General features: G+C 37.8%; 19 protein-coding genes. 8 read left to right on the top strand and 11 right to left on the bottom strand.

From position 1 onward, the window contains the following. Positions 1 to 7: 7 nt before the first annotated feature. From ileS to murJ, 3 genes are all read right to left on the bottom strand, one after another. A complete protein-coding gene (gene ileS, locus GQR52_RS15725; RefSeq protein ID WP_165729055.1) occupies positions 8 to 2836 on the bottom strand; it encodes an isoleucine--tRNA ligase in 2829 nt (942 codons plus the stop codon). A gap of 5 nt (positions 2837 to 2841) precedes the next feature. Beyond that, the gene (gene ribF, locus GQR52_RS15720; RefSeq protein ID WP_024607280.1) at positions 2842 to 3792 is read right to left on the bottom strand and encodes a bifunctional riboflavin kinase/FAD synthetase; all 951 of its coding nucleotides are present in this window, start codon (positions 3790 to 3792) and stop codon (positions 2842 to 2844) included. Positions 3793 to 3876: 84 nt separating this feature from the next. Beyond that, positions 3877 to 5457: a murein biosynthesis integral membrane protein MurJ gene (gene murJ / locus GQR52_RS15715; protein WP_010555111.1), complete on the bottom strand. Its 1581-nt coding sequence runs from the start codon at positions 5455 to 5457 to the stop codon at positions 3877 to 3879. Positions 5458 to 5710: 253 nt separating this feature from the next. Between murJ and rpsT the strand changes: the two genes are divergently transcribed. After that, a complete protein-coding gene (gene rpsT, locus GQR52_RS15710) occupies positions 5711 to 5971 on the top strand; it encodes a 30S ribosomal protein S20 (protein WP_002958225.1) in 261 nt (86 codons plus the stop codon). A 75-nt stretch (positions 5972 to 6046) separates the two neighbouring features. Here rpsT and GQR52_RS15705 read toward each other — a convergent pair whose 3' ends face one another. Then, positions 6047 to 6430, bottom strand: coding sequence for a response regulator (locus GQR52_RS15705; RefSeq protein WP_002958224.1), 384 nt, complete (start codon positions 6428 to 6430; stop codon positions 6047 to 6049). 113 nt (positions 6431 to 6543) lie between these two features. Between GQR52_RS15705 and GQR52_RS15700 the strand changes: the two genes are divergently transcribed. Both GQR52_RS15700 and GQR52_RS15695 read left to right on the top strand, forming a co-directional pair. Next, positions 6544 to 6987: a hypothetical protein gene (locus GQR52_RS15700; RefSeq protein WP_165729054.1), complete on the top strand. Its 444-nt coding sequence runs from the start codon at positions 6544 to 6546 to the stop codon at positions 6985 to 6987. Between the two features lie 106 nt (positions 6988 to 7093). Further along, positions 7094 to 7339 (top strand): hypothetical protein, encoded by a 246-nt coding sequence (locus GQR52_RS15695; protein WP_002958222.1) that lies wholly within the window; start codon positions 7094 to 7096, stop codon positions 7337 to 7339. Positions 7340 to 7543: 204 nt separating this feature from the next. Here GQR52_RS15695 and GQR52_RS15690 read toward each other — a convergent pair whose 3' ends face one another. Together GQR52_RS15690 and GQR52_RS15685 are read right to left on the bottom strand one after the other, a co-directional pair. Next, positions 7544 to 7690: a hypothetical protein gene (locus tag GQR52_RS15690; protein ID WP_010555113.1), complete on the bottom strand. Its 147-nt coding sequence runs from the start codon at positions 7688 to 7690 to the stop codon at positions 7544 to 7546. 97 nt (positions 7691 to 7787) lie between these two features. Next, on the bottom strand, positions 7788 to 8708 hold the full coding sequence (locus GQR52_RS15685) for a glyoxylate/hydroxypyruvate reductase A (protein WP_101217798.1): 921 nt from the start codon (positions 8706 to 8708) through the stop codon (positions 7788 to 7790). A gap of 129 nt (positions 8709 to 8837) precedes the next feature. Here GQR52_RS15685 and GQR52_RS15680 point away from each other — a divergent pair, with 129 nt between their 5' ends. Continuing rightward, positions 8838 to 10544, top strand: coding sequence for a lysophospholipid acyltransferase family protein (locus GQR52_RS15680; protein WP_165729053.1), 1707 nt, complete (start codon positions 8838 to 8840; stop codon positions 10542 to 10544). A gap of 47 nt (positions 10545 to 10591) precedes the next feature. Here GQR52_RS15680 and dapE read toward each other — a convergent pair whose 3' ends face one another. Continuing rightward, positions 10592 to 11776 carry a succinyl-diaminopimelate desuccinylase gene (gene dapE, locus GQR52_RS15675; RefSeq protein ID WP_165729052.1) on the bottom strand — a complete coding sequence of 395 codons (1185 nt, stop codon included), beginning with the start codon at positions 11774 to 11776 and terminating at the stop codon, positions 10592 to 10594. Positions 11777 to 12039: 263 nt separating this feature from the next. Between dapE and GQR52_RS15670 the strand changes: the two genes are divergently transcribed. Then, the gene (locus GQR52_RS15670) at positions 12040 to 12693 is read left to right on the top strand and encodes an OmpW family outer membrane protein (RefSeq protein ID WP_002958218.1); all 654 of its coding nucleotides are present in this window, start codon (positions 12040 to 12042) and stop codon (positions 12691 to 12693) included. An 81-nt stretch (positions 12694 to 12774) separates the two neighbouring features. Here GQR52_RS15670 and GQR52_RS15665 read toward each other — a convergent pair whose 3' ends face one another. Beyond that, positions 12775 to 13308, bottom strand: a complete 534-nt coding sequence (locus GQR52_RS15665) for a thioesterase family protein (protein ID WP_002958217.1) — start codon at positions 13306 to 13308, stop codon at positions 12775 to 12777. 105 nt (positions 13309 to 13413) lie between these two features. Here GQR52_RS15665 and GQR52_RS15660 point away from each other — a divergent pair, with 105 nt between their 5' ends. Continuing rightward, positions 13414 to 13908: a hypothetical protein gene (locus GQR52_RS15660; RefSeq protein ID WP_165729051.1), complete on the top strand. Its 495-nt coding sequence runs from the start codon at positions 13414 to 13416 to the stop codon at positions 13906 to 13908. 28 nt (positions 13909 to 13936) lie between these two features. Here GQR52_RS15660 and tyrR read toward each other — a convergent pair whose 3' ends face one another. The 3 genes from tyrR to bcsE all read right to left on the bottom strand — a co-directional run bounded on the left by tyrR (position 13937) and on the right by bcsE (position 19059). Next, the gene (gene tyrR, locus GQR52_RS15655) at positions 13937 to 15493 is read right to left on the bottom strand and encodes a transcriptional regulator TyrR (RefSeq protein ID WP_007581355.1); all 1557 of its coding nucleotides are present in this window, start codon (positions 15491 to 15493) and stop codon (positions 13937 to 13939) included. A gap of 193 nt (positions 15494 to 15686) precedes the next feature. Continuing rightward, positions 15687 to 17267, bottom strand: coding sequence for a cellulose biosynthesis protein BcsG (gene bcsG / locus GQR52_RS15650; protein ID WP_165729050.1), 1581 nt, complete (start codon positions 17265 to 17267; stop codon positions 15687 to 15689). A gap of 169 nt (positions 17268 to 17436) precedes the next feature. Continuing rightward, the gene (gene bcsE, locus GQR52_RS15645; protein ID WP_165729049.1) at positions 17437 to 19059 is read right to left on the bottom strand and encodes a cellulose biosynthesis protein BcsE; all 1623 of its coding nucleotides are present in this window, start codon (positions 19057 to 19059) and stop codon (positions 17437 to 17439) included. 114 nt (positions 19060 to 19173) lie between these two features. On the opposite strand from bcsE, the gene bcsR reads away from it, so the two are divergent. Both bcsR and bcsQ read left to right on the top strand, forming a co-directional pair. Continuing rightward, positions 19174 to 19353 carry a BcsR/BcsP family cellulose biosynthesis protein gene (gene bcsR / locus GQR52_RS15640; RefSeq protein WP_165729048.1) on the top strand — a complete coding sequence of 60 codons (180 nt, stop codon included), beginning with the start codon at positions 19174 to 19176 and terminating at the stop codon, positions 19351 to 19353. A gap of 32 nt (positions 19354 to 19385) precedes the next feature. After that, entirely contained in the window at positions 19386 to 20102 is a 717-nt protein-coding gene (gene bcsQ / locus GQR52_RS15635; protein ID WP_165729047.1) for a cellulose biosynthesis protein BcsQ, read from the top strand.

Raw genomic sequence — 20102 nt, 5'->3', positions numbered from 1 at the left:
ATAACTCCTAAGCGAATTGACGCTTTTCGCCTTCGCCGTCAACATTACTTACACAACGACCACAAATTTCAGGATGAGCAGGGTTAACACCTACATCTTCACTGTAATGCCAACAACGCTCACATTTAGCAGCATCTGTTGCAGCAACACTAATGAATAAACCTTCAATTTCGGTAGCTTGTGTATCAGCTGGCTGACTATCAACTTCAGAAACATTTACGGCCGATGTTAATAATACAAAACGCAGTTCATCACCAAGCGCATTTAATTTAGCGGCAAGCTCTTTACCCGTAAATAAATTAACTGTTGCTTGAAGCGTTGCACCAATGACTTCTTCTTTACGTGCAGCTTCTAATAAACGGTTTACTTCGTCGCGTACTGTTAGAATTTCTAACCAGTCATCGTTACTAAATTGGCTATTTGTTGGCGCTTGTAAGCCATCATACCAAACAGATGTAAATACGTAGTTACTACGCTCACCCGGTAAAGCTTCCCAAATTTCTTGTGCGGTAAAGCTCATAATAGGTGCCATCCAGCGCGTCATTGCTTCTGCAATATGATAAAGCGCTGTTTGACAAGAACGACGTGCATGGCTGTCACTTTTAGCTGTGTACTGACGATCTTTAATGACGTCTAAATAGAACGAACCAAGCTCACCCGTACAGAAGTTCATTAGCTTTTGCGTTACTAATAGCATTTGGTAGCTATCGTATGCGGCTAAAATTTCGTCTTGCAACTGAGCAGCACGACCAACAATCCACTTATCAAGCTCAACCATATCATCAACAGCAACTTGATCAGTTTTTGGATCAAAACCATTTAGGTTAGCTAGTAAGTAACGGCTAGTGTTACGAATACGGCGGTAGCGATCGGCAGAGCGCTTAAATATTTCATCCGACACAGTCATTTCTGCCGTGTAATCGGTAGAGGCAACCCATAAACGTAGAATGTCGGCACCTAGTTTATTCATCACATTTTGTGGAGAAATAACATTGCCTAGCGACTTAGACATCTTGCGGCCGTTTTCATCAACGGTAAAACCATGAGTCAATACTTGGCGGTATGGCGCATGACCATTAATAGCCACTGATGTCATCATTGATGACATAAACCAACCACGGTGTTGATCAGAACCTTCAAGGTATAAATCAGCTGGACCAACTAGGTCTTCACGTGCGTCTACAACACATGCATGTGAAACACCTGAGTCAAACCATACATCTAGCGTATCTTGCACTTTCATGTATTGCTTGGCATCTTCTTCACCAAGTAATGTGGCTGGTTCTAAATCGTACCATGCCTGAATACCAGATTTTTCAACTAGCTGTGCAGCTTGCTCAATGAGTTCTTGAGTATTTGGATGAAGTGCACCGGTATCTTTATCAGCAAACAATGCAATTGGCACACCCCAAGTACGTTGGCGAGATATACACCAATCTGGGCGGCTTTCAACCATGTTCGAAATACGGCTTTCGCCCCACTCTGGCAACCACTGCGTGTTTTTAATTTCTTTTAAAGAATCTTCACGCAAGTTAGCCTGATCCATACTTACAAACCATTGTGGTGTAGCACGGAAAATAATCGGTGTTTTATGGCGCCAACAATGTGGGTAACTATGAGTTATAGCATGATGATGCATTAATGCACCGTGCTCTTTTAATACTTCAATTACGCTCGCATTTGCTTTAAATACATGCTGACCTGCAAAAAGTTCAGTATCTGGTAAATAAACGCCATTAGCGCCAACAGGGTTAGCTACTTCAAGGTTGTAATTTAAACCAGCCACGAAATCTTCTTGACCATGCCCTGGTGCTGTATGTACAACACCGGTACCTGAGTCAGTCGTTACGTGTTCTGCAACAATCACTGGTACATTAAAATCATAAAAAGGATGGGCTACTTGTAAGTTTTCAAGTGCAGCACCTTTTACATAACCTAATACGTGGAAGTGATTAAAACCAAAGCGGTCCATTGCATCTTTAACAAGCTCAGAGCCTAAAATTAGACGTTGTTGTACGCCTTCATCTTCAACCTGCACCAATGCATATTCTAAATCGGCATGCACAGCTACTGCGCGGTTTGCTGGAAGCGTCCACGGTGTTGTTGTCCAAATAACAGTACCAACACTGCCTTCACCTTTATGACCATCAGCCAAATCAAACGCGTTAACAACAGCATCTTGATCAACAAATGTAAAACGTACATCAATAGCAGGAGATTGCTTATCTTGATATTCAACTTCAGCCTCTGCTAATGCAGAACCACAATCTGTACACCAATGCACAGGCTTAGCACCTTTATGCAAATGACCTTTTTCAATAATACGACCAAGTACACGAATTGCATTCGCTTCAAAGTCAAAGTTCATTGTTAAGTAAGGCTTATCCCAATCTGCAAATACGCCTAAGCGTTTAAAATCAACTTTTTGACCTTCAACTTGTTTTTTAGCGTATGCACGGCATTTTTCACGAAACTCGCTCGCGGTTACTTTTACGCCCGGCTTGCCTACTTTTTTCTCAACCATTAACTCGATTGGTAAACCATGACAATCCCAACCTGGGACTAATGGTGAATCAAAGTCAGATAATGTTTTAGACTTAACAATAATGTCTTTTAATATTTTATTAACTGAGTGGCCTAAATGGATGTCGCCATTTGCATACGGAGGGCCGTCATGCAAAATAAAGGTCTTTTTACCTTTCTTAGCGCTGCGAATTTGACCGTACAGGTCGTCTTCATACCATGCTTTAAGCATTTTTGGTTCACGTTGTGCCAAATTGCCACGCATTGGAAACGGTGTTTCCGGTAAGTTCAAAGTATGTTTATAGTCGCTCATTTATCCTACATTCCGTCTCTATCGGCTACCTGATTTAAACCAAAACACTGCTTAGCGGCAGCAACATCAGTTGCTATTTGCGCCGTTAATTGTGTTAATGTCTCGAATTTTTTTTCATTGCGAAGTTTTTTTATTAACTCCACATGCATAAATTGTCCGTAAATATCCTGTGCAAAATCAAAAAGGTGAACTTCTAATAATGCACGAGTTCCATTAAATGTCGGCTTATTGCCTACATTTGCAACTCCAAAAATCTGTTTTCCTGCAATCGTTGCTTGCACTGCAAACACCCCGTTGACAGGACACACTTGGCGTTTTAGGGCAATATTTGCCGTTCTAAAACCGAGTTCACGTCCTCTTTTCCAGCCGTGTATAACACGCCCAGAAATAGCATAATCGTGACCAAGCATTGTTTTAGCACTTGCTAAGTCACCAGATGCCAAAGCATCTCGTATTAAAGTGCTGCTTACTCTAGCATTTAATTGACGAAAACTCGCGGTGCTTTTTACGTCCATGCCCGCTTGCTTGCCCATGCTAGCAAGTAAGTCAAAGTTACCTTGGCGCTGCTTTCCAAACTTAAAATCATCGCCAACAGTGAGAGCTTTAACACCTAACTTTTTAATCAAAATATCATTAACAAATTGCTCAGCATGCATGTTTGCAAATTGCTGATTAAAGCTAATGCAAATAACTCGCTCAATACCTAAATCACTAAGCAAACGTAGCTTATCTCGTAAGCGCGTTAGCCGTGCTGGGGCATTGTTTTTAGCAAAAAATTCTTGTGGCTGGGGTTCAAATAGCATTACAGTGCTAGACAAACTATGCGCTTTAGCATCAGTAAGTAAGCCTTTTAGTACTTCTGCGTGGCCTAAATGAACACCGTCAAAATTACCAATAGTTAACACACAACCAAAGTGGTGTGGGCGAATATTGTGTATACCTCTAATTAACTCCATGCCACCTAATGCCTTGTTTAGCGAGCTATTAATTACGACTAAAAATTAATTAAAGCCGCAGAGTTGCCGATTATAATCTTTTTTTTAGTTTGATTCAGTAATTGCTACACTTTTTATCGTATTTAGTCTAACGCCCATCAAAAATAGCATTGCAAAGTAACTAATACCTGCCAAAGCCACGAGTGCTATTAATAAGACTACCTGCTGTGTAAAAGCCCATGTAGCCCAGTAATAGTAACTGCTCACAAACCATGTAACAGCTCCCATAACCATACTTGCAACAACACATTTAAGTGTAAAGCGCATACTCATTGATGAAAACTGATACACATTTTCTTTTTTAAGCTGCCTATACAGCAAAAATGCATTACAACTAGCCGATAGCGAAGTAGCAAGTGCTAATCCTAAATAACCAATGAAAGGAGCCAGCATAATATTAAATACCATATTCAACACTAAGGTAATAATACCAATACGCACCGGCGTTTTTGTGTCTTGACGAGCATAAAAGCCAGGAGCAAGTACTTTAATCAGCATAAAGCTTACAAGCCCTACTGAATATGCGACTACGCCTAAACTTACTGCTTTAACATGATCAACACTGTCTTCTTTAAACGCACCGTGGTCGAACAATACGGTGATAATAAGCGGGCTGATGATCATTAGACCTATCATTGCTGGTAGGCCTAAAAATATAACAAAACGTACCCCCCAGTCGAGGGTATGCTGAAAGTCACTACTTTTTTTACTGCTATGTAACCTAGAGAGCGCCGGTAAAATAACTGTCGCAATACCAATACCAAATAAGCCCAGCGGAAATTCAATTAAACGGTCTGAATAATAAAGCCATGCAATCGAGCCTGTCATCAGTAATGAAGCAATCATGGTATCAAGCAACAAATTAATTTGGCTAATAGATACGCCAAACAAAGCAGGAAGCATAAGTTTACGTACTTTTTTTACGTTTTCGTCTTGCCATGCCCAGCGTGGACGCGCCAACATTTTTGCACGGTATAAAAATGGAAGTTGAAACAATAACTGCACAACGCCACCAATAAATACGCCAATTGCGAGTGAATAAGCCCCAACACTAAATTTATCATGTAAAAAAATTGCACATGTAATGATAGAAACATTGAGTAAAACAGGTGTAAATGCAGCAACAGCAAAACGGTTATACACGTTCATTACCGCACCACTAAGCGCAACTAAGCTTACAAAAAACAAATAAGGGAATGTAAATTTAAGTAATGAACTTGCAAGTTCAAACTTTTCGGCATTGGGTCCGCCCTGCCACCAATCTATAAACCAACCGGTGCCAAACAATGCTGCAATAACGGGTGAAGCAACAACACCTATAATAGTGACAATCAGTAAAATGGTTCCTAATGTGCCTGCTGCTTGTGCAACAAAAAGTCTGACCTTGTCGTCGCCTTGCTGTTCTTTAATTTCACTCAGCACAGGTACAAATGCTTGTGCGAAGGCACCTTCTGCAAATAAACGACGTAAAAAATTAGGAATACGGTTAGCAAATAAAAAAACATCAGCCGCCGCACTTGCGCCTAATAAATTGGCAACAACAGCATCTCGAACGAGCCCTAAAATACGCGATATCATAGTCATACAACTAACAATCATACCGGAGCGAAATAAACCTTTTGACACCTTAAACCTACTCAAAAATCCTCAAGATAAGCGATTATGCCACAGTCTTTTTTATAAATCGCTTTAAAGCACTAGGCTGGGGGTCTGTGCTTTGTTACAATGTCGGTATTAACTGCTAAAGCGGCAAATTGATGCTCGTTATATGGTGCAGTTTTTCTTGGATTGTTAAATTTAAATTGACATCCATGATAGAAACAGGCATATTCCACGGCCTTTAATTTAAGCTTTATTTTAAGATTGTTAGGAGCAAACCTTGGCTAACATCAAGTCTGCAAAAAAACGCGCTATCACAAGCGAAAAAAACCGTCAGCACAACGCAAGCCGTCGTTCAATGATGCGCACTTACTTCAAAAAAGTAATTGTTGCTATTGAAGCGGGCGATAAAGAAGCTGCACAGCAAGCTTTTTCTGTTGCTACACCTATCCTAGACCGTTACGCAACTAAGGGTCTAATTCACAAAAACAAAGCAGCTCGTCATAAGAGCCGTATAGCAGCTAAGATTAAAGCTCTATAATTTGTTTTTGATAGAATATAAAAAACCGGCTTTTGCCGGTTTTTTTTTGTTTAAATTTTAAATGTACTTACTTTATTAGACATTTTCTAAATCTGGATAAAACTTCTTAAGCATTGCCGCTATTTTTTTAGGTGTAAATGGCTTTACTACAAACCCTTTAGCGCCTTTATCAATTGCATCCTTAACATTCTCAATACCTGAATGTGCAGATACCATAACCACATTTGTCTCTGGGCTTAATTCATTGATTTGTGCAATCAAATCTTTACCATCACCGTCTGGCAATTCAATGTCTAAAAAAATGATATTATAATTTGCAGCTTGGCACTCACTAATACATTGTGAGGCAGTAGATGCTTCCTTTACGTTATCTATCCCTAAGTGCATGAGCGTTTGGCTCAAAAAACTACGCACTGTGCTAACGTCATCTACAATTAAAATTGATAGCTGCGTATTCATCTTTATTCCTCGTAGGCTATAAGCTAACTTTAAGTTATCATAATAATTAGCTTAGTATATAAATTTACTCATTTAATTATAGAGACCTACGGAAAAAAGGCCAGATTTGCTTTATGTCTAAAACCCCAAATAAACAATCGTTGCTAGGTAAAGCACCGGCAAGAAAAAAAACAGCGCAAAAAAGAAAACCTCAGCGTTCTACTCAGCGCCCTTCACCTGGCGAGTTAAATTCCAGTGCAAAGAATGATATAAGCCAAAAAACAACGCAAAAAAAAGGACTGTTTATATCACTCGCTGTCGTTGCTGTAATAATTTTAGCTTTTCCAAAACCTACCTTACTCACCTATAAAAAATTAGGGATGGTAAGTGAGAGTGTTTACTGGCCCGGATTCTTTGGCAAGGGGGCTACTTTAATTGATTCAAACCTACACCCCACCTATGATTCTAGCCGTGAGTCCCTTTATTTATGCAGTGATTTACAAAAACCAGAGAGCTGCCAAAAGTATCAAGTAATTGCTGATAATGGTTTATTTTCAGCAATCGGTAGCTACTTTTAGCATTAAAAAAACTAATCTGAAAATTTAAAATTACTTGGTTGAAAGGTGCGCAAAAGATCAACATAATGGCGCTCCTTTTTTCAACAACTGAACTATTGAAACGACCATGCTAAACGAGCTAGATTGGCTTTTAAATACTACACTACTTGCACTAGGTTTAGGTGCATTCTTTATTAACCAGATAACACTGCTGCGCGTTGCCGCCATTAGTGCGTGTGGTTTATTATTCTTATCATTTAGCTTAGATCTTATGTCGTCGAGTGTTATTTCAAATATGAGTTTAGTGTTGATCAATACTTTTTACTTGTTTAAAGTTTATACATTTGGGCAATTTAATGTAACCCAAAGTTAACAACTTTTCCCTAGAATATTTAATAGCCCAGCATTACTGGGCTTTTTTTTGTTAAGAATTTAAAAATATTAAAAAGCACTTTCAATCAAGATGAAAATTAGAGCTTCAGGGGCACACAAGCACTACTGTGAAAATAATGCTTGTATACTGCTAAAAAGAGTCACGAGAAGAAACACGAAAAAAGAGGAATACATAGTAAGTAGGTTAGTCCGCTATTGTTAACTCGCTTTGGGTTTGTATTTTAGAAGGAGTATCCTCGGCATTAGCCTGATTAAACCAAGCTGAAACACCAAGTATAATAATTGAAATAATAACTAGGCTTAATTTAACGCCACTTTGACTCGATTTCATAACACCCTCTTTGTATTTTTTATTAGTGAGAATACCTTTTACACTAATGAAAATTACAAATGTTAACAAGCTGTTTTTTAAACTAATTAGCTATCAGCTAATAACCTTTAGTTCTATCTATTGGATTATTAAGTACTAACCCCTTATTCAAGCATTCAATATTATCGGCTATTTGCTCTATAACACTATTTAAATCAGAAATCGCCGCGCAATGTGGTGTAAGCGTTATTTTGGGGTTTCCCCAGTAAGGGTGATTCGACGCTAAAGGTTCTTGATCAAATACGTCGAGTGTAGCTGCGCGTAAGCTATCGTTATTTAATGCACTTAGTAAGTCTTGCTGAACAACATGAGCACCGCGTGCCACATTAATAACAACAGCATGTTTAGGTAGCTTTGCGAGCATTGAGTGATTAATAATGCCTGTCGTTGCTTGCGTAAGGGGTAATAGACATACAAGGTAGTCAACATCAGAAAGCATACTATTGAGGCCTTCCTCGCCATAAAAAATTTCGACATTAGTCGCGTTTTTATTACTTTGCGCCCAGGCACTTACCTTAAAGCCATTATTTATAAGCTTTTGCGCGCATGCTTTACCTAATTCACCAAACCCAAGTATGCCGACATGTTTATTACTATGCGCCCGCTTTGGCTTCCATGTTTGCTGTGTTTGTTTAATGTAATACTCTTTTAAACGTAACTTTTGAGCTAACACATGTGTCAGTACATATTCCGCCATATCTTCAGCTAGTTGCATGTCAACAATACGTACTACTTCAACACTTTCGTCGAGTAATGTTAAATCTATACTATCTACGCCAGCACCAAATGACGACACAGCCTTTAAGTTAGGTAGCTGTGGCCACATAGATTCTGGCGCTTTCCACGCAAGTACAAAATCCACATCATGTGCGTTTTTGCAATCAGGCCATTGCTCTATCAGCGTATTTGGTAATCGCTCTTGTAACTTCGTTATTAGTTTTGTGTTGTCACGCCCAGTTATAGCAACCAATACCGACATAAATTCTCCTAACAATACACAGTTTATAAGTTAGCACTTTAAAAAGTCACACTACTGCAAAGTAACTGTCACACCCTTTTTTTAATCTTACATGTATGGCGAATAGCCCAAACGGAATATGAGGTTAATATGATAAGTGTTGATAAAGTAATTGCTGCAAACTTACCACAACTAGAGAACTCTCCAAAAGTAAAAGGTTTAGTAAAAAAAGGCCTAGGCTACTTATTACATGAACAAGAGTTTGTTGCTTTTGGTGATGCCTACCCTCACCTACAAGGATTAGAATTTGTTGAACAAGTGCTCGATGAACTCAATTTTGATACGCGCTATAAACCTAAGCAGATAGAACATATTCCTAATGAGGGTAAACTTGTTATCGTTGCTAACCACCCTATTGGTTCATTAGATGCTTTAGCACTGATTAAAGTACTTTCAACTGTAAGACAGGATTTAAAAGTAGTGGCAAACCGCATGTTGATGTCGGTTACTCCAATGCACTCACTTTTACTCCCCGTAGATAACTTATCAGGCATGAGTAAGAAACAAGAGCTTAGTAATATACAAAACCATTTAAAGGATGAAGGCGCATTACTTATATTTCCGGCAGGAGAAGTATCGCGATTAGGGCCAACAGGTATTAAAGACTGCAAATGGAATAGTGGCTTTTTACGTATGGCAAAAAAAGCTAACTGCCCTATTTTACCTATTTATATTAAAGCCAAAAACAGTCCACTTTTTTATGGCACATCAATGATTTATAAACCTTTAGCAAGTTTACTATTAGTGGCTGAAATGTTTAAGCAGCGCCAAAAATCTTTAGAGTTTGAAATTGGTGCATCTATCCCTCCTGAATCTTACTTAATAGAAAACCTTAAAGATAAAGAAGTTGTAAACCTTATACGAAAACAGCTTTATAGGCTTACCACTAAAAAAGCCTTGCCGCTTAAAACACAAACCCCTATTGCGGTTCCTGAGTGCAGAAAAGAGCTAAAAAAAGCAATTGAGCAATGCAAACTTCTTGGCAAAACACAAGACGGTATGCATATTCATCTCTATCAATATACAGGAAGCTCCCCTATTTTTAGAGAGCTTGGACGCCTTAGAGAAATTGCATTTAGAGCAGTCGGTGAAGGTAGTGGTAAGCGTCGTGATATAGATAAATACGATATGGATTACCAACACCTTGTACTGTGGGACCCAATGCAGCTAGAGCTGGTAGGTGCTTATCGATTAGCCTGTGCACAACAGATAATACAAAAATATGGCCGCGAAGGTTTGTATACTGACAGCTTATTTACTTACACCGACGCTATGACGCCCTATCTAAAACAAGGAATTGAGCTTGGTAGAAGCTTTGTACAGCCTAAATATTGGGGACGTAAGAGCCTCGACTATTTGTGGTATGGCATTGGCGCTTTTATAAAAAGCTATCCACAGTACAGATACTTGTTTGGTGCTGTAAGTGTATCAAATGCTCTACCCGAGCAAGCAAAAGCCATGCTCGTTTATTACTATCAGCATTACTATAAAAGTGGTATTGAATTAGCTACGCCTAATAATGAATTTAAATTAACTGAGCAACAGCTAACCCAGTGCAATACTCTTTTTTGCGGCAATGACGTAAAAGAAGATTTTGTAGAGTTAAAGCATGTGTTAGCTAATATGGGGGCTCAAGTCCCTACTTTATTTAAACAATACACTGAACTTTGTAAACCAGGTGGCGTGCAATTTTTAAGCTTTAGTATTGATCCCGATTTTAATAATTGTATTGATGGATTGGTATTGGTCGATCTTAAAAATGTAAAAGAAAACAAAGCCAAACGTTATTTAGAATAACCAATAATAAGAGAGTGCTTTATATTTATAAAGTACTCGATTTATATTTAATTATTTATAAATATCTGCTCTAGTAAAGTTGTATAAATAGCTTCAATTTTAAGTAAATCACTAATAGATACGTGTTCATTAGCTTGATGAATCGTATTGTTTCGCACACCACATTCAATAACTTGAGTATGGGGGCTGGCAAAAAATCGTCCATCCGATGTCCCTCCATTTGTACTTAGTAATGGGTAACTTGAAGTGTTTTTGTAAATAGCCTGCTCAATATGAGTAAGTAAACTCCACCCCGTATTATGGCTTGTATAATAAGGCTCGCATGGGCGTTCCCACTCAATTGTAAAATGCTCAGCAAACTTGTTTAGGGTATTCATTAATTGCATTTTAACTGCTGCGCTACTGTAACCGTGGCTATAACGTACATTAAATGTAATCTCACAATGACTTGGCACTAAATTATCGACCACATTATTTATGTTAATTCCAGTCACTTGCAGTGTGGTTTTTGAGCTAGTCACATCGAGTAACCAGATCTGATCACTCAAGCTATTTACTATTTTTGCAGCAATATGAGCAGCATTGAGTGTGTTTTGAGGATAAGCTACATGACCTGCCTTACCAGTAACTAAAATCCGAGCTGAAAGCGCACCACGACGGCCATTCTTAACCGTATCGCCAACTTGTGCCACACTTGATGGCTCCCCGACAATACAGCCATCTAATACAACACCTTGCTTGGCAAGCTTATTAACTATTTCTTGAGAACCAAATTCAGCTTCTCCCTCTTCATCTGACGTGATAAGCCAGTAAAGTGTCCCTGCTTTAGCGGATTCACTATTAATTAACTTTTTTGTGGCGCTAAGCATGGCGGCAACACCCCCTTTCATATCGGCCGCCCCTCTACCGTATATTGCATCATTGCGCACTCGCCCTTCAAAAGGAGGACTTAACCAACCGCTACTTGTTGCTGGTACTACATCAATGTGCCCTGAAAAAGCAACACATGGGCCATCTTTGAATTTTATGCAGGCAATTAAATTGGTTACACCATTTATAGTAAATTGCTCGCAACTTAAACCTAAATCCACCAATTTATCTGCAAGCCAATCAATTGCACCCGCTTGGTTAGGGGTTACTGATTCAAAGCGAATTAGTGTTTGTAAGTGCTCTACAACTTCTTTTTGAATATCCGTTGTTTTTGATTTTTTTTCGAATGCTTCTAAAAACATGTTAAACACACTTTATTATTTAATGTGCCTTTATTAAAACGTGAGTTTATGACTAAGCGATGTCAGCCTTAATACATTCATATGACTGTTGATGAAATAAATATGTCAATCTTTTCAAAAGCAGAACGACGCTAAATTTAATCTAAATCAATAAAGCACTCCACAAGGTTAAAATGTTTTTTAAACTTTGATCTAGAACAGGTTTTCATTTTTATTGCTCGGTAATAATAGCGCCAATCAAACAGTAGTTCTTGGAGAACAACATGAAAACTCAAATTAGCATCGCATTATTAACCTCTTTATTAGCACTCTCTCCAGCTGCACACGCTAACTTTAGCGTAAATGTTGGCGCTATTAACGTAAACCCTGATAATAGTAGCTCAGCAATTAATGAAGCACCTACGCTGGGCCTTAAAGGTGATTCAGATACTCAACTAGGTATCACTGTAGATTATGCATTTAACGATCAATGGGTGTTAGAACTAATAGCAGCAACACCTTTTTCACACGATGTGAATGGCGCAGGCGGCTTAGCAGGCAACAAAATTGCAGATATAAAACAGCTTCCTCCTTCTTTAGTTGCGCAATACCACTTTTTAGACACAAGTTATGCGCTAAGACCTTTTATAGGCGTAGGCATAAACTACACTGCATTTTTTGATGAGCAACCTTCTCAAGCACTTAAAGCGACGCTAGGAACAGACGATGTAGAAGTAAAATTAGATGATTCGTTTGGCTTTATGGCTCAGGTAGGTGCTAACTATAAAATTGATGCAAACTGGGGTCTACACGCCATGGTATCAATTATGGATATTGATACCGATGCCACTGTTTATGCTAATGGTGCAAAAGCACTTACATCAACTGTTGAGCTTGACCCCGTTGTTGCTATGTTCGGTGTTAGATACAGCTTTTAAAGCATATATAAAGTAGTACGTAGTTACCCAATTACAATGTGTGTTAAAAGGCCGAAAGGCCTTTTTTTTCATTTGTAGAGATTAGGGCAGGTTACTTAACTTTTTCTGCTCTAGCATTTCTTTCCAGTGCATAACTTCACTTGGCAATATAGGTGTTTGGCCATCAAAACCAGCCACTTCAAGCATTTCTTCAATACTTATAATACCTTTTTTACTTTTAAATACACCGCGTACATAAGCAATAGCATGTAAGCCTCGTTCTGAGTGAAACTTTTGCTCAATATAAAAGTATTTATGATCCCATCCAACTAACTTAGTACTTATTGTATATCGCTGCATAGGCTTAATATCACGAATATAAGTAATAGCAGTTGCGTTAACAATCGGAAACCAGCGACGCTTCATTATTTGTTTAAGCAAGCCAACGCGCTCAGTCATCCAAGTTCGAGATAAATCCATCATCGCGAGGTAACGTGAGTTTGTTAAATGTAAATTAATGTCACAATCAGTAGGTAGAGCTTTGTAATCAATATCTACCGTATCAAGTAAATTTTGATATTGCTTGTTACGTTTAATTTTAAAAAACAATAATAAAAGTCGAATATATAAGTTCACAAAAAAGGTCTTACCAGTTAAATTTATTCGAGTGTAGCATAGCCCCTTGCGAAGACGAATATTCTACTTTAATCTTAAATCATTATTACAATAAAAAGATAACTCATGAAGTCAAAACTAAAAATTATTACTGCGCTAACTCTATTAGTGCCTAGTTATAATGCTTTTGCCGATTTTTCATTACCGGGTAAAGGCTCTATTACTTACCCTACTGGTGTAGTTAAAGAATTTAAATTTGGTTTTGAATGGCAGCAAAAAGCTGAGAAATTCACTATTGGATCTAAAAGTTACAATATGGAGCAAATTCCTAGCTCTTATTCTGTCGCCATCACGCTTTCAAAAGATGACAGCCAAGTATGGATTCAAGAATTTAATAATGGGTTTATTGAAGAGTTTGAATGGCAAATTGGCGAACATAAGGTCACTTTAAAAAAGCAGCAGTTTAGCGATCCGGTAAAAGGTGACTATGTTATTGAGCTAAATGGCCGTAGCTATTTTTTCACTCGTAATAACGCCAGCATTGTAATGAACTTTAACGAAGAAGGTATTGAGACGATTGCAATTAACGGGGTAACAAAAAATATGGGCACTAAAAATTAGTCCCCATATTTTAATTTATTTAGGCCAATTACACTTTTACTGTTTTTCGGTTAATACCGTAATCACGTAACTTATTAGCTACCGCGGTGTGACTTAGGCCCAATCGCTTAGCTAACTGACGTGAGCTTGGATAAGCTGGGTAGAGTTTGCGAAGTAAAGTCGCTTCAAAACGTTTAACAGCTTGATCTAATGAGCCTTCAAAATCAGACTCTAAATACCCTAAATCATGGGTAAAAGTTGGTAACTGTAAATGCTCTACGCGAAGCTCGCTATCATCTAGTAACGACACTGCGCGGTAAATTGCATTTTCCAGCTGACGAACATTTCCTGGCCACGGATACTCTTGTAAAAAGCTCAAACACTCTTGTGATAAAACAGGAATTGCATGACCATTTTGTTGCGCATATTTTTGAATAAAATGCTCTGCAAGTGGTCCTACATCTGCTTTTCTATCTCTTAGTGGCGCTATTTCTAAAGTAAGCACGTTTATACGGTAATATAAGTCTTCTCTAAAAACCCCTTCTTGTACCATTGCAGGTAAGTCTTTTTGAGTAGCGGCAACAATACGTACATTTACTTTAACTTCGTTCTCATCGCCTACTTTTCTAAACGTACCATCTTGTAAAAAACGCAGTAACTTGGTTTGTAGTTGAGTCGACATTTCGCCAACTTCATCTAAAAATACAGTTCCACCATCGGCTTGCTCTAATACACCGCGCTTTGGCGCTGCATTTTCTTCGTACCCGGCATAACCAAATAACTCAGACTCAGCAACATCATCAGGAAGTGAAGCACACGACAGTGCAATAAAAGGTTTAACAGAACGATTAGATGCGTAATGGCACGCTCTAGCTAATAACTCTTTACCTGTTCCTGTTTCACCAGTAATCAAAATAGGGGCTTCTAGTTGCGCCATTTTGCGTGCTTCGCGCACAACTCGGCGCATTGCCGTACTAAAGTTATGGATAGTAGCAAAGCTTTCTTGCCCGTAACGTCTAAATGCACTGACTTGCTGCCCTAACCGACTTTGCGATTTAATGTTAATAACCGCACCAGCAAGCACATCACCTTCACTACCTTGAGGCACTGCAATTGGCAAAATGTCTGCAATAAAATCCTCACCAGCAACTTCAACGCGAGTGGTTTGTCCGAGTACTTCTTTACCTTCTAACCAGCGTGTAAAGTTAAAGCCTTTAAGCAGGTTATTAATATTTGCACCAATCACGTCTTTTTCAATTAGCTGTAAGTCTTTACATGCTGCATCGTTACATAAACGCACCCAACCTTTGGCATCAATAGAGATAACCCCATCAGGCAATGCACGTAGTAAAGTATTTAATTCGTTGTGTTCACGCTCAGATGGTAAAAATGCAGTGGTACGCACATCATGTACACCGTCGATTAAACGTATCGATGGCATAATTTTTTGGAATTGTTCAAATTCAATTTCGGGAAAACTAACGTACATACGGCAATTTATAGAATCGACTTCAATTCCTTTCAAATCAACGCTGTAGTTAACTAATATATTAAGGATTTCTTGAGCAATACCAATTCGATCAGCACAGTGAATATCTAGACGCATACATCCTCAAAGAAGGAAAAACTATATTAGCCGAATAATACGCTAAGTCGCTTTGAGAAGGTAGTTTATTGTAAACATTTTTGGACAAAACAGCTTTTAGAGCCAAAGGGTGGGATGTAATTAAACGAAGAAAAACAGCACTGATATCTATATTTAACTATACCAGTGCTGTTTATTAAATCTTATTATGAGACTACTTACCTTGTGGGTAAGCTGACCAATCACCACCATCTAATTGTATGAATGGTCGTTGGTTAACATACATCATTATTGTGCCTTCATTTTCAGCAACTTTAGGTGCTTTAGGTAGGTTTTCAAGTAAATTAGCAACACTATTATTCCCACCAAACACATCAGTTTGCAGCGTCTTACTTACCAGCTCTGAAAGCGCAAAGTAACTTGTTGAATCATCAACCACAATTTGCGAGTAGTTTTGTACGTCTGGGCCTATAAATTTAATCGCTACAGGTACAGACACAATTGCAGGACTAGGGATTTCACGTAATCCTGCAAATTGTACTTTATCACCTTTTAAGTTAGCGCCGTGTTCAGGCACTATCATTAACATAACGTTGCGACCACGCTTTTCTAATTTTTTTACAAATTGGTTAATATCAGCAAACAAGTTTTTATGTCTGATTGGGTATGTCTCTTTACTGTTCACCCTTGGTTGATTCTCTAGCTGATTACCGTCATGTAAACTTGTGGTGTTGTAGTACATCGCACACGGCTTACAATCATCAGCTTGCTCTAACCAACCATCCAGCACAGCTTCATCTGAGTAAATAGGGCTATTATCAAAACCTCGAAGCGCCACTGGCATTGAATCGATATTAAATGGCGTGCTATCTAGGCCACCGTACTTATTTATTAAACCTTTAAACTCATCAAAATGTCCGTCGTGATTCATCACAACATTATTTTGATAACCTAGTTTTTCTAGGTTTTTAAACAAGTGACATTGTTCAGGTGCCTCTTTAAATAATGCCGTTTGACTAGTTTGGCCACAACTAGCGCGCAGTAGCCTTACCGCAGCTGGTCCGCTGTATGATGTAGCCGAGTTAAAGTCTGAAAACACCACATCAAAGTCTTTATACATATCAGTAACACTTACACCAATAGCATTTAAATCAGCAACAGCCATTGAGCATATGTTCAAAATAATTACATCAAACAGTTCACCATTTACCTGGCTTGGAAAGTGACTCATTAATAAACTTTGTTGTTGATAAAAATCAGCTAATTTTTGATCAGGAGATTGTGCTGCCTGAGTGATCACTTGTGTTTGAGGATTACTTTGACTCTGTGTAACCGGCTCAGGGTTAGCCACATTATTAACAAATTGTGATTGAGAGTTACCCCCTTGCCATCCTACAACTAACAGCCCAACGATAGTGACTGTTGTAAAGCGTATCCATTGCGATGTATACCAAAAACATACACTAATTACGAACAAAGCCAATACCATATCAGTATTAATAACACGGGTTAATAACTCAATAAAATAACCAAAACTAAAATCTTGAACGTTACCCGCTTGTTTAGTCAACCTGTTTATTGGTGGCAACCATGAGTCTTGGTAAAGTAATACCACAGCAAACACAGCACCTACTATATGTTTTGCCTTCTCTATTAATGGCTGTTTAAATTTAATCGCAAGCAACGCAGCAAAAGCCGCATTAGTTAATACGTTAAAATCAATTGCACCATAATAAAATAGAGCAAACTTAACTAAAAAATAAAGGTTCCAAACCCCTAAACCTGATAATTTCACTTCTTATCCTTTTTTACTGTATTTGGTGTATAAGGCTCTAGTACTTCATGTTTAAAAGTAAGCTTATAATAATATTTTGTTATTTGAGATAAAATGTATTTGCCTAGCATACAAAGCACCGCGCCAAGCACCATTGCAAGAAACACGGTAATCAAAAGCTGATTCATACTCATAAGTTATCTCTTAATTTCATTATAAAAGGCTTAGCATCTGGGCGGCTTTTGCTAGAAAATTCAGGTGTGTTAATATTTTCAGTAACGCTGTTTGCTATATCAGGTGCAAATTTATAGCTATCATTCTCGGCAAGTTTTTGCGAGAAATCTACAACACTCTTACCTTTATAAAAACGCCTTAATTGTTTACATTCTTGTTGAATGTAAAAGTGATCAGAAATTACATTTTGCTGTACAAAAAAATCGCTTGTTTTTAATTTAAACAAATGCTTAATCGCATTATCAACGTCATTCTCTCTACAAGCATGCAAATATAAATAAACTGTATTATCTGCAATACTAAATACATCACCTTCGCGTTTAATATGAAATAAATGCAAAGGGTGTATTGGGTCGATTCGTGGCAGTAATTCAAGCTTTACTAGCACACCACTCACACCTAAATTAACGGCTGAGTCACTATGAATTTCTACTTGTTTTGTAAACTCAATGAAAGGTAAATATCCTTTCGAAAAAGTGTTTTCGGTGTATTTCAATACGTCCTCAACTGAGGGAGGTAAAGGCCTAGAAAACTGAAAACCTTGAATAGATTGAATTTGTGAGAGCAACCGAGAAGGCTCTGAAAAACTATATAGAATAAGGTTTACACCCAATGTTAAAAATAAACATTCATCTTGATGGCGAATTACACCATCAACATTTTGAATAACAAGCTTTAACCAGCGCCCACAGTTTTTTCTAAGTTCAAAACACTGCTTACCTAATAACGCTAAATCAGTGTAGCGCGTTACTGCAAAAATTAAGGTGGCTGCTTCTACCTTTGGGCCTTTATTAAATAAGTCATTATTATCTTTTACACTATTATAGTGCATTGGTAATTTAGTACCTTCGGGCACCGCACTTTGCACAAGCCAAACATCGTCTTCATCGGAAAAGTCTGAACTTTTAGGTGCTTTGCTCTCGCTTATTATTCCCTTTTGAACAACAAACTGATTATTACTTAATAATAACGGGTAATGTTCACCAGCAATAACACCCGTGCTATGGCGCCAATAATCATATTCTAGAACTCGCATTGCAGAATCATTATCAACAAAAACCAGCCCATCAAATACATTATTTAATCGTCTAACTAAAAAACGGTAGTTAGCAATATCAGGCCCAGATAATAAAAATAGTAATGTAGCTCCGGTACGACGAACAAAATCGTTGTACTCATTCATCATCAGTTTTAAGCTTTTTTCGCCAACACTGTTTAACTGTGTTGTATTAAAATGAACAAAAATGAGCGCTTCGTTTAGACGTTTATAAGCACTTATCTCTTTTATAATACCTGAATTAATTTTCTCAATTGAATAATGCTGTGTTTCTGGGGCCAACGAAAAAGGATGTACTCGATTATGTTCATAAGCATAGTTTAACGGTGCAGAAAAAGAAGAATCAAAAAATGACTCAATCTCTTGGGAAACTATATATATATCATTAGCCAAGCTTTGGTTAATTGAATGTAACGCCAATTCGATTGAAAAATTGTCTAAAGGGGCTAAAACAGCGTAACTTGAAGCCCATTTTAACTCTTTTGCAGCAGGCTCTAATCCCGTTATGTTAAAGTTATGCATTTAAAACGCCCTATAAAAAATACTTTTTTACTAGTTTTAACCGTTATTCTATATATAATAGCCAAATATTGTCCACATTTAATCAAAATAATTAACGTAACTGTTAAGGTAAAGATGAACAACTTAACATCTAAAAACTCACAAACGTTAACATCAAGCGACATAGAAAACCTTGCACTGCGTTTTGGTGGTAAAAGTGATGACTACATAGAAATTGTAAACAAGCAGCAAAATAATAATACAATTAATAAGTACGCATTACTTAAAGAAATAAACAACGAACTAAACATGTAAGCTAGTTCAATTAACAATAGGTAAAACATCAGTTGCAAAGAGTTTTCATTAAAGGTGTCAAAGGCGGTTTAGGCAGTACCTCTGTGGTTGCAAACCTAGCGTGCGTACTAAAAAAATCTGACGTTGATGTTATTGCAATCGATCTAGATGCAAAAAGTGACTTAGGTTTACATTTTGGTTTGCCATGGAAATACACCAAAGGCTGGAGTAATGAAGCAAGCTTTGAAGATGCAATTGCGCATTTTCACCAAGATAACGATGGCATTGTATTTTTACCATTTGGTGATAGTGATGACACGAGCACCAATAGCATCACTAAAATGGTCGATAAATGCAAAAACCTAAATTATAGTAACGAAGCTTGGGTGCTTTTTGACTGCCCTTCACATATTAATATTTCTCATTATCCGTTAGAAAAAAAAGATATTGTTATTGAACTGGTAAATTGTGATGCTATTTGTCACAGCTTAATTTATAGGCGCCTACAAACACTCAAAAATTCAGATACCGACTGGAAGCATTACTTTTTAGTTAACCGATATAACTCTGCATCTACGCTAGAATTTGACTTGTTTTCTCTATGGCAATCAACGCTTCCGCTTATGGCTCCTTTTTTTATTAACAGTGACGAAGTTATTAAAGAGTCAACCGCATACAGAAATGTAGCGCTTAACTGCGCGCCATATAGTGTCGCAAATGATGACTTTGAAACGCTAGCTGGTTGGCTAGTTAGTAAAGTAGCCTTATAA

It is taken from the genome of Pseudoalteromonas sp. 31A1 (genome assembly GCF_011378815.1).
GTDB classification, from domain to species: Bacteria; Pseudomonadota; Gammaproteobacteria; order Enterobacterales; family Alteromonadaceae; genus Pseudoalteromonas; species Pseudoalteromonas arctica.
Note: the sequence above shows the minus strand (reverse complement) of the source record. Positions and strands in the feature narration are given on the sequence as shown.

What these genes read in the sequence shown, in the direction of transcription:
- GQR52_RS15680 (WP_165729053.1), top strand. Translation starts at nt 8,838, where the DNA reads ATGATAAGTGTTGATAAAGTAATTGCTGCAAACTTACCACAACTAGAG.
- tyrR (WP_007581355.1), bottom strand. Translation starts at nt 15,493, where the DNA reads ATGCGTCTAGATATTCACTGTGCTGATCGAATTGGTATTGCTCAAGAA.
- bcsE (WP_165729049.1), bottom strand. Translation starts at nt 19,059, where the DNA reads ATGCATAACTTTAACATAACGGGATTAGAGCCTGCTGCAAAAGAGTTA.
- GQR52_RS15685 (WP_101217798.1), bottom strand. Translation starts at nt 8,708, where the DNA reads ATGTCGGTATTGGTTGCTATAACTGGGCGTGACAACACAAAACTAATA.
- GQR52_RS15660 (WP_165729051.1), top strand. Translation starts at nt 13,414, where the DNA reads ATGAAGTCAAAACTAAAAATTATTACTGCGCTAACTCTATTAGTGCCT.
- GQR52_RS15690 (WP_010555113.1), bottom strand. Translation starts at nt 7,690, where the DNA reads ATGAAATCGAGTCAAAGTGGCGTTAAATTAAGCCTAGTTATTATTTCA.
- ribF (WP_024607280.1), bottom strand. Translation starts at nt 3,792, where the DNA reads ATGGAGTTAATTAGAGGTATACACAATATTCGCCCACACCACTTTGGT.
- GQR52_RS15695 (WP_002958222.1), top strand. Translation starts at nt 7,094, where the DNA reads ATGCTAAACGAGCTAGATTGGCTTTTAAATACTACACTACTTGCACTA.
- GQR52_RS15700 (WP_165729054.1), top strand. Translation starts at nt 6,544, where the DNA reads ATGTCTAAAACCCCAAATAAACAATCGTTGCTAGGTAAAGCACCGGCA.
- ileS (WP_165729055.1), bottom strand. Translation starts at nt 2,836, where the DNA reads ATGAGCGACTATAAACATACTTTGAACTTACCGGAAACACCGTTTCCA.
- GQR52_RS15670 (WP_002958218.1), top strand. Translation starts at nt 12,040, where the DNA reads ATGAAAACTCAAATTAGCATCGCATTATTAACCTCTTTATTAGCACTC.
- bcsR (WP_165729048.1), top strand. Translation starts at nt 19,174, where the DNA reads ATGAACAACTTAACATCTAAAAACTCACAAACGTTAACATCAAGCGAC.
- GQR52_RS15705 (WP_002958224.1), bottom strand. Translation starts at nt 6,430, where the DNA reads ATGAATACGCAGCTATCAATTTTAATTGTAGATGACGTTAGCACAGTG.
- dapE (WP_165729052.1), bottom strand. Translation starts at nt 11,776, where the DNA reads ATGTTTTTAGAAGCATTCGAAAAAAAATCAAAAACAACGGATATTCAA.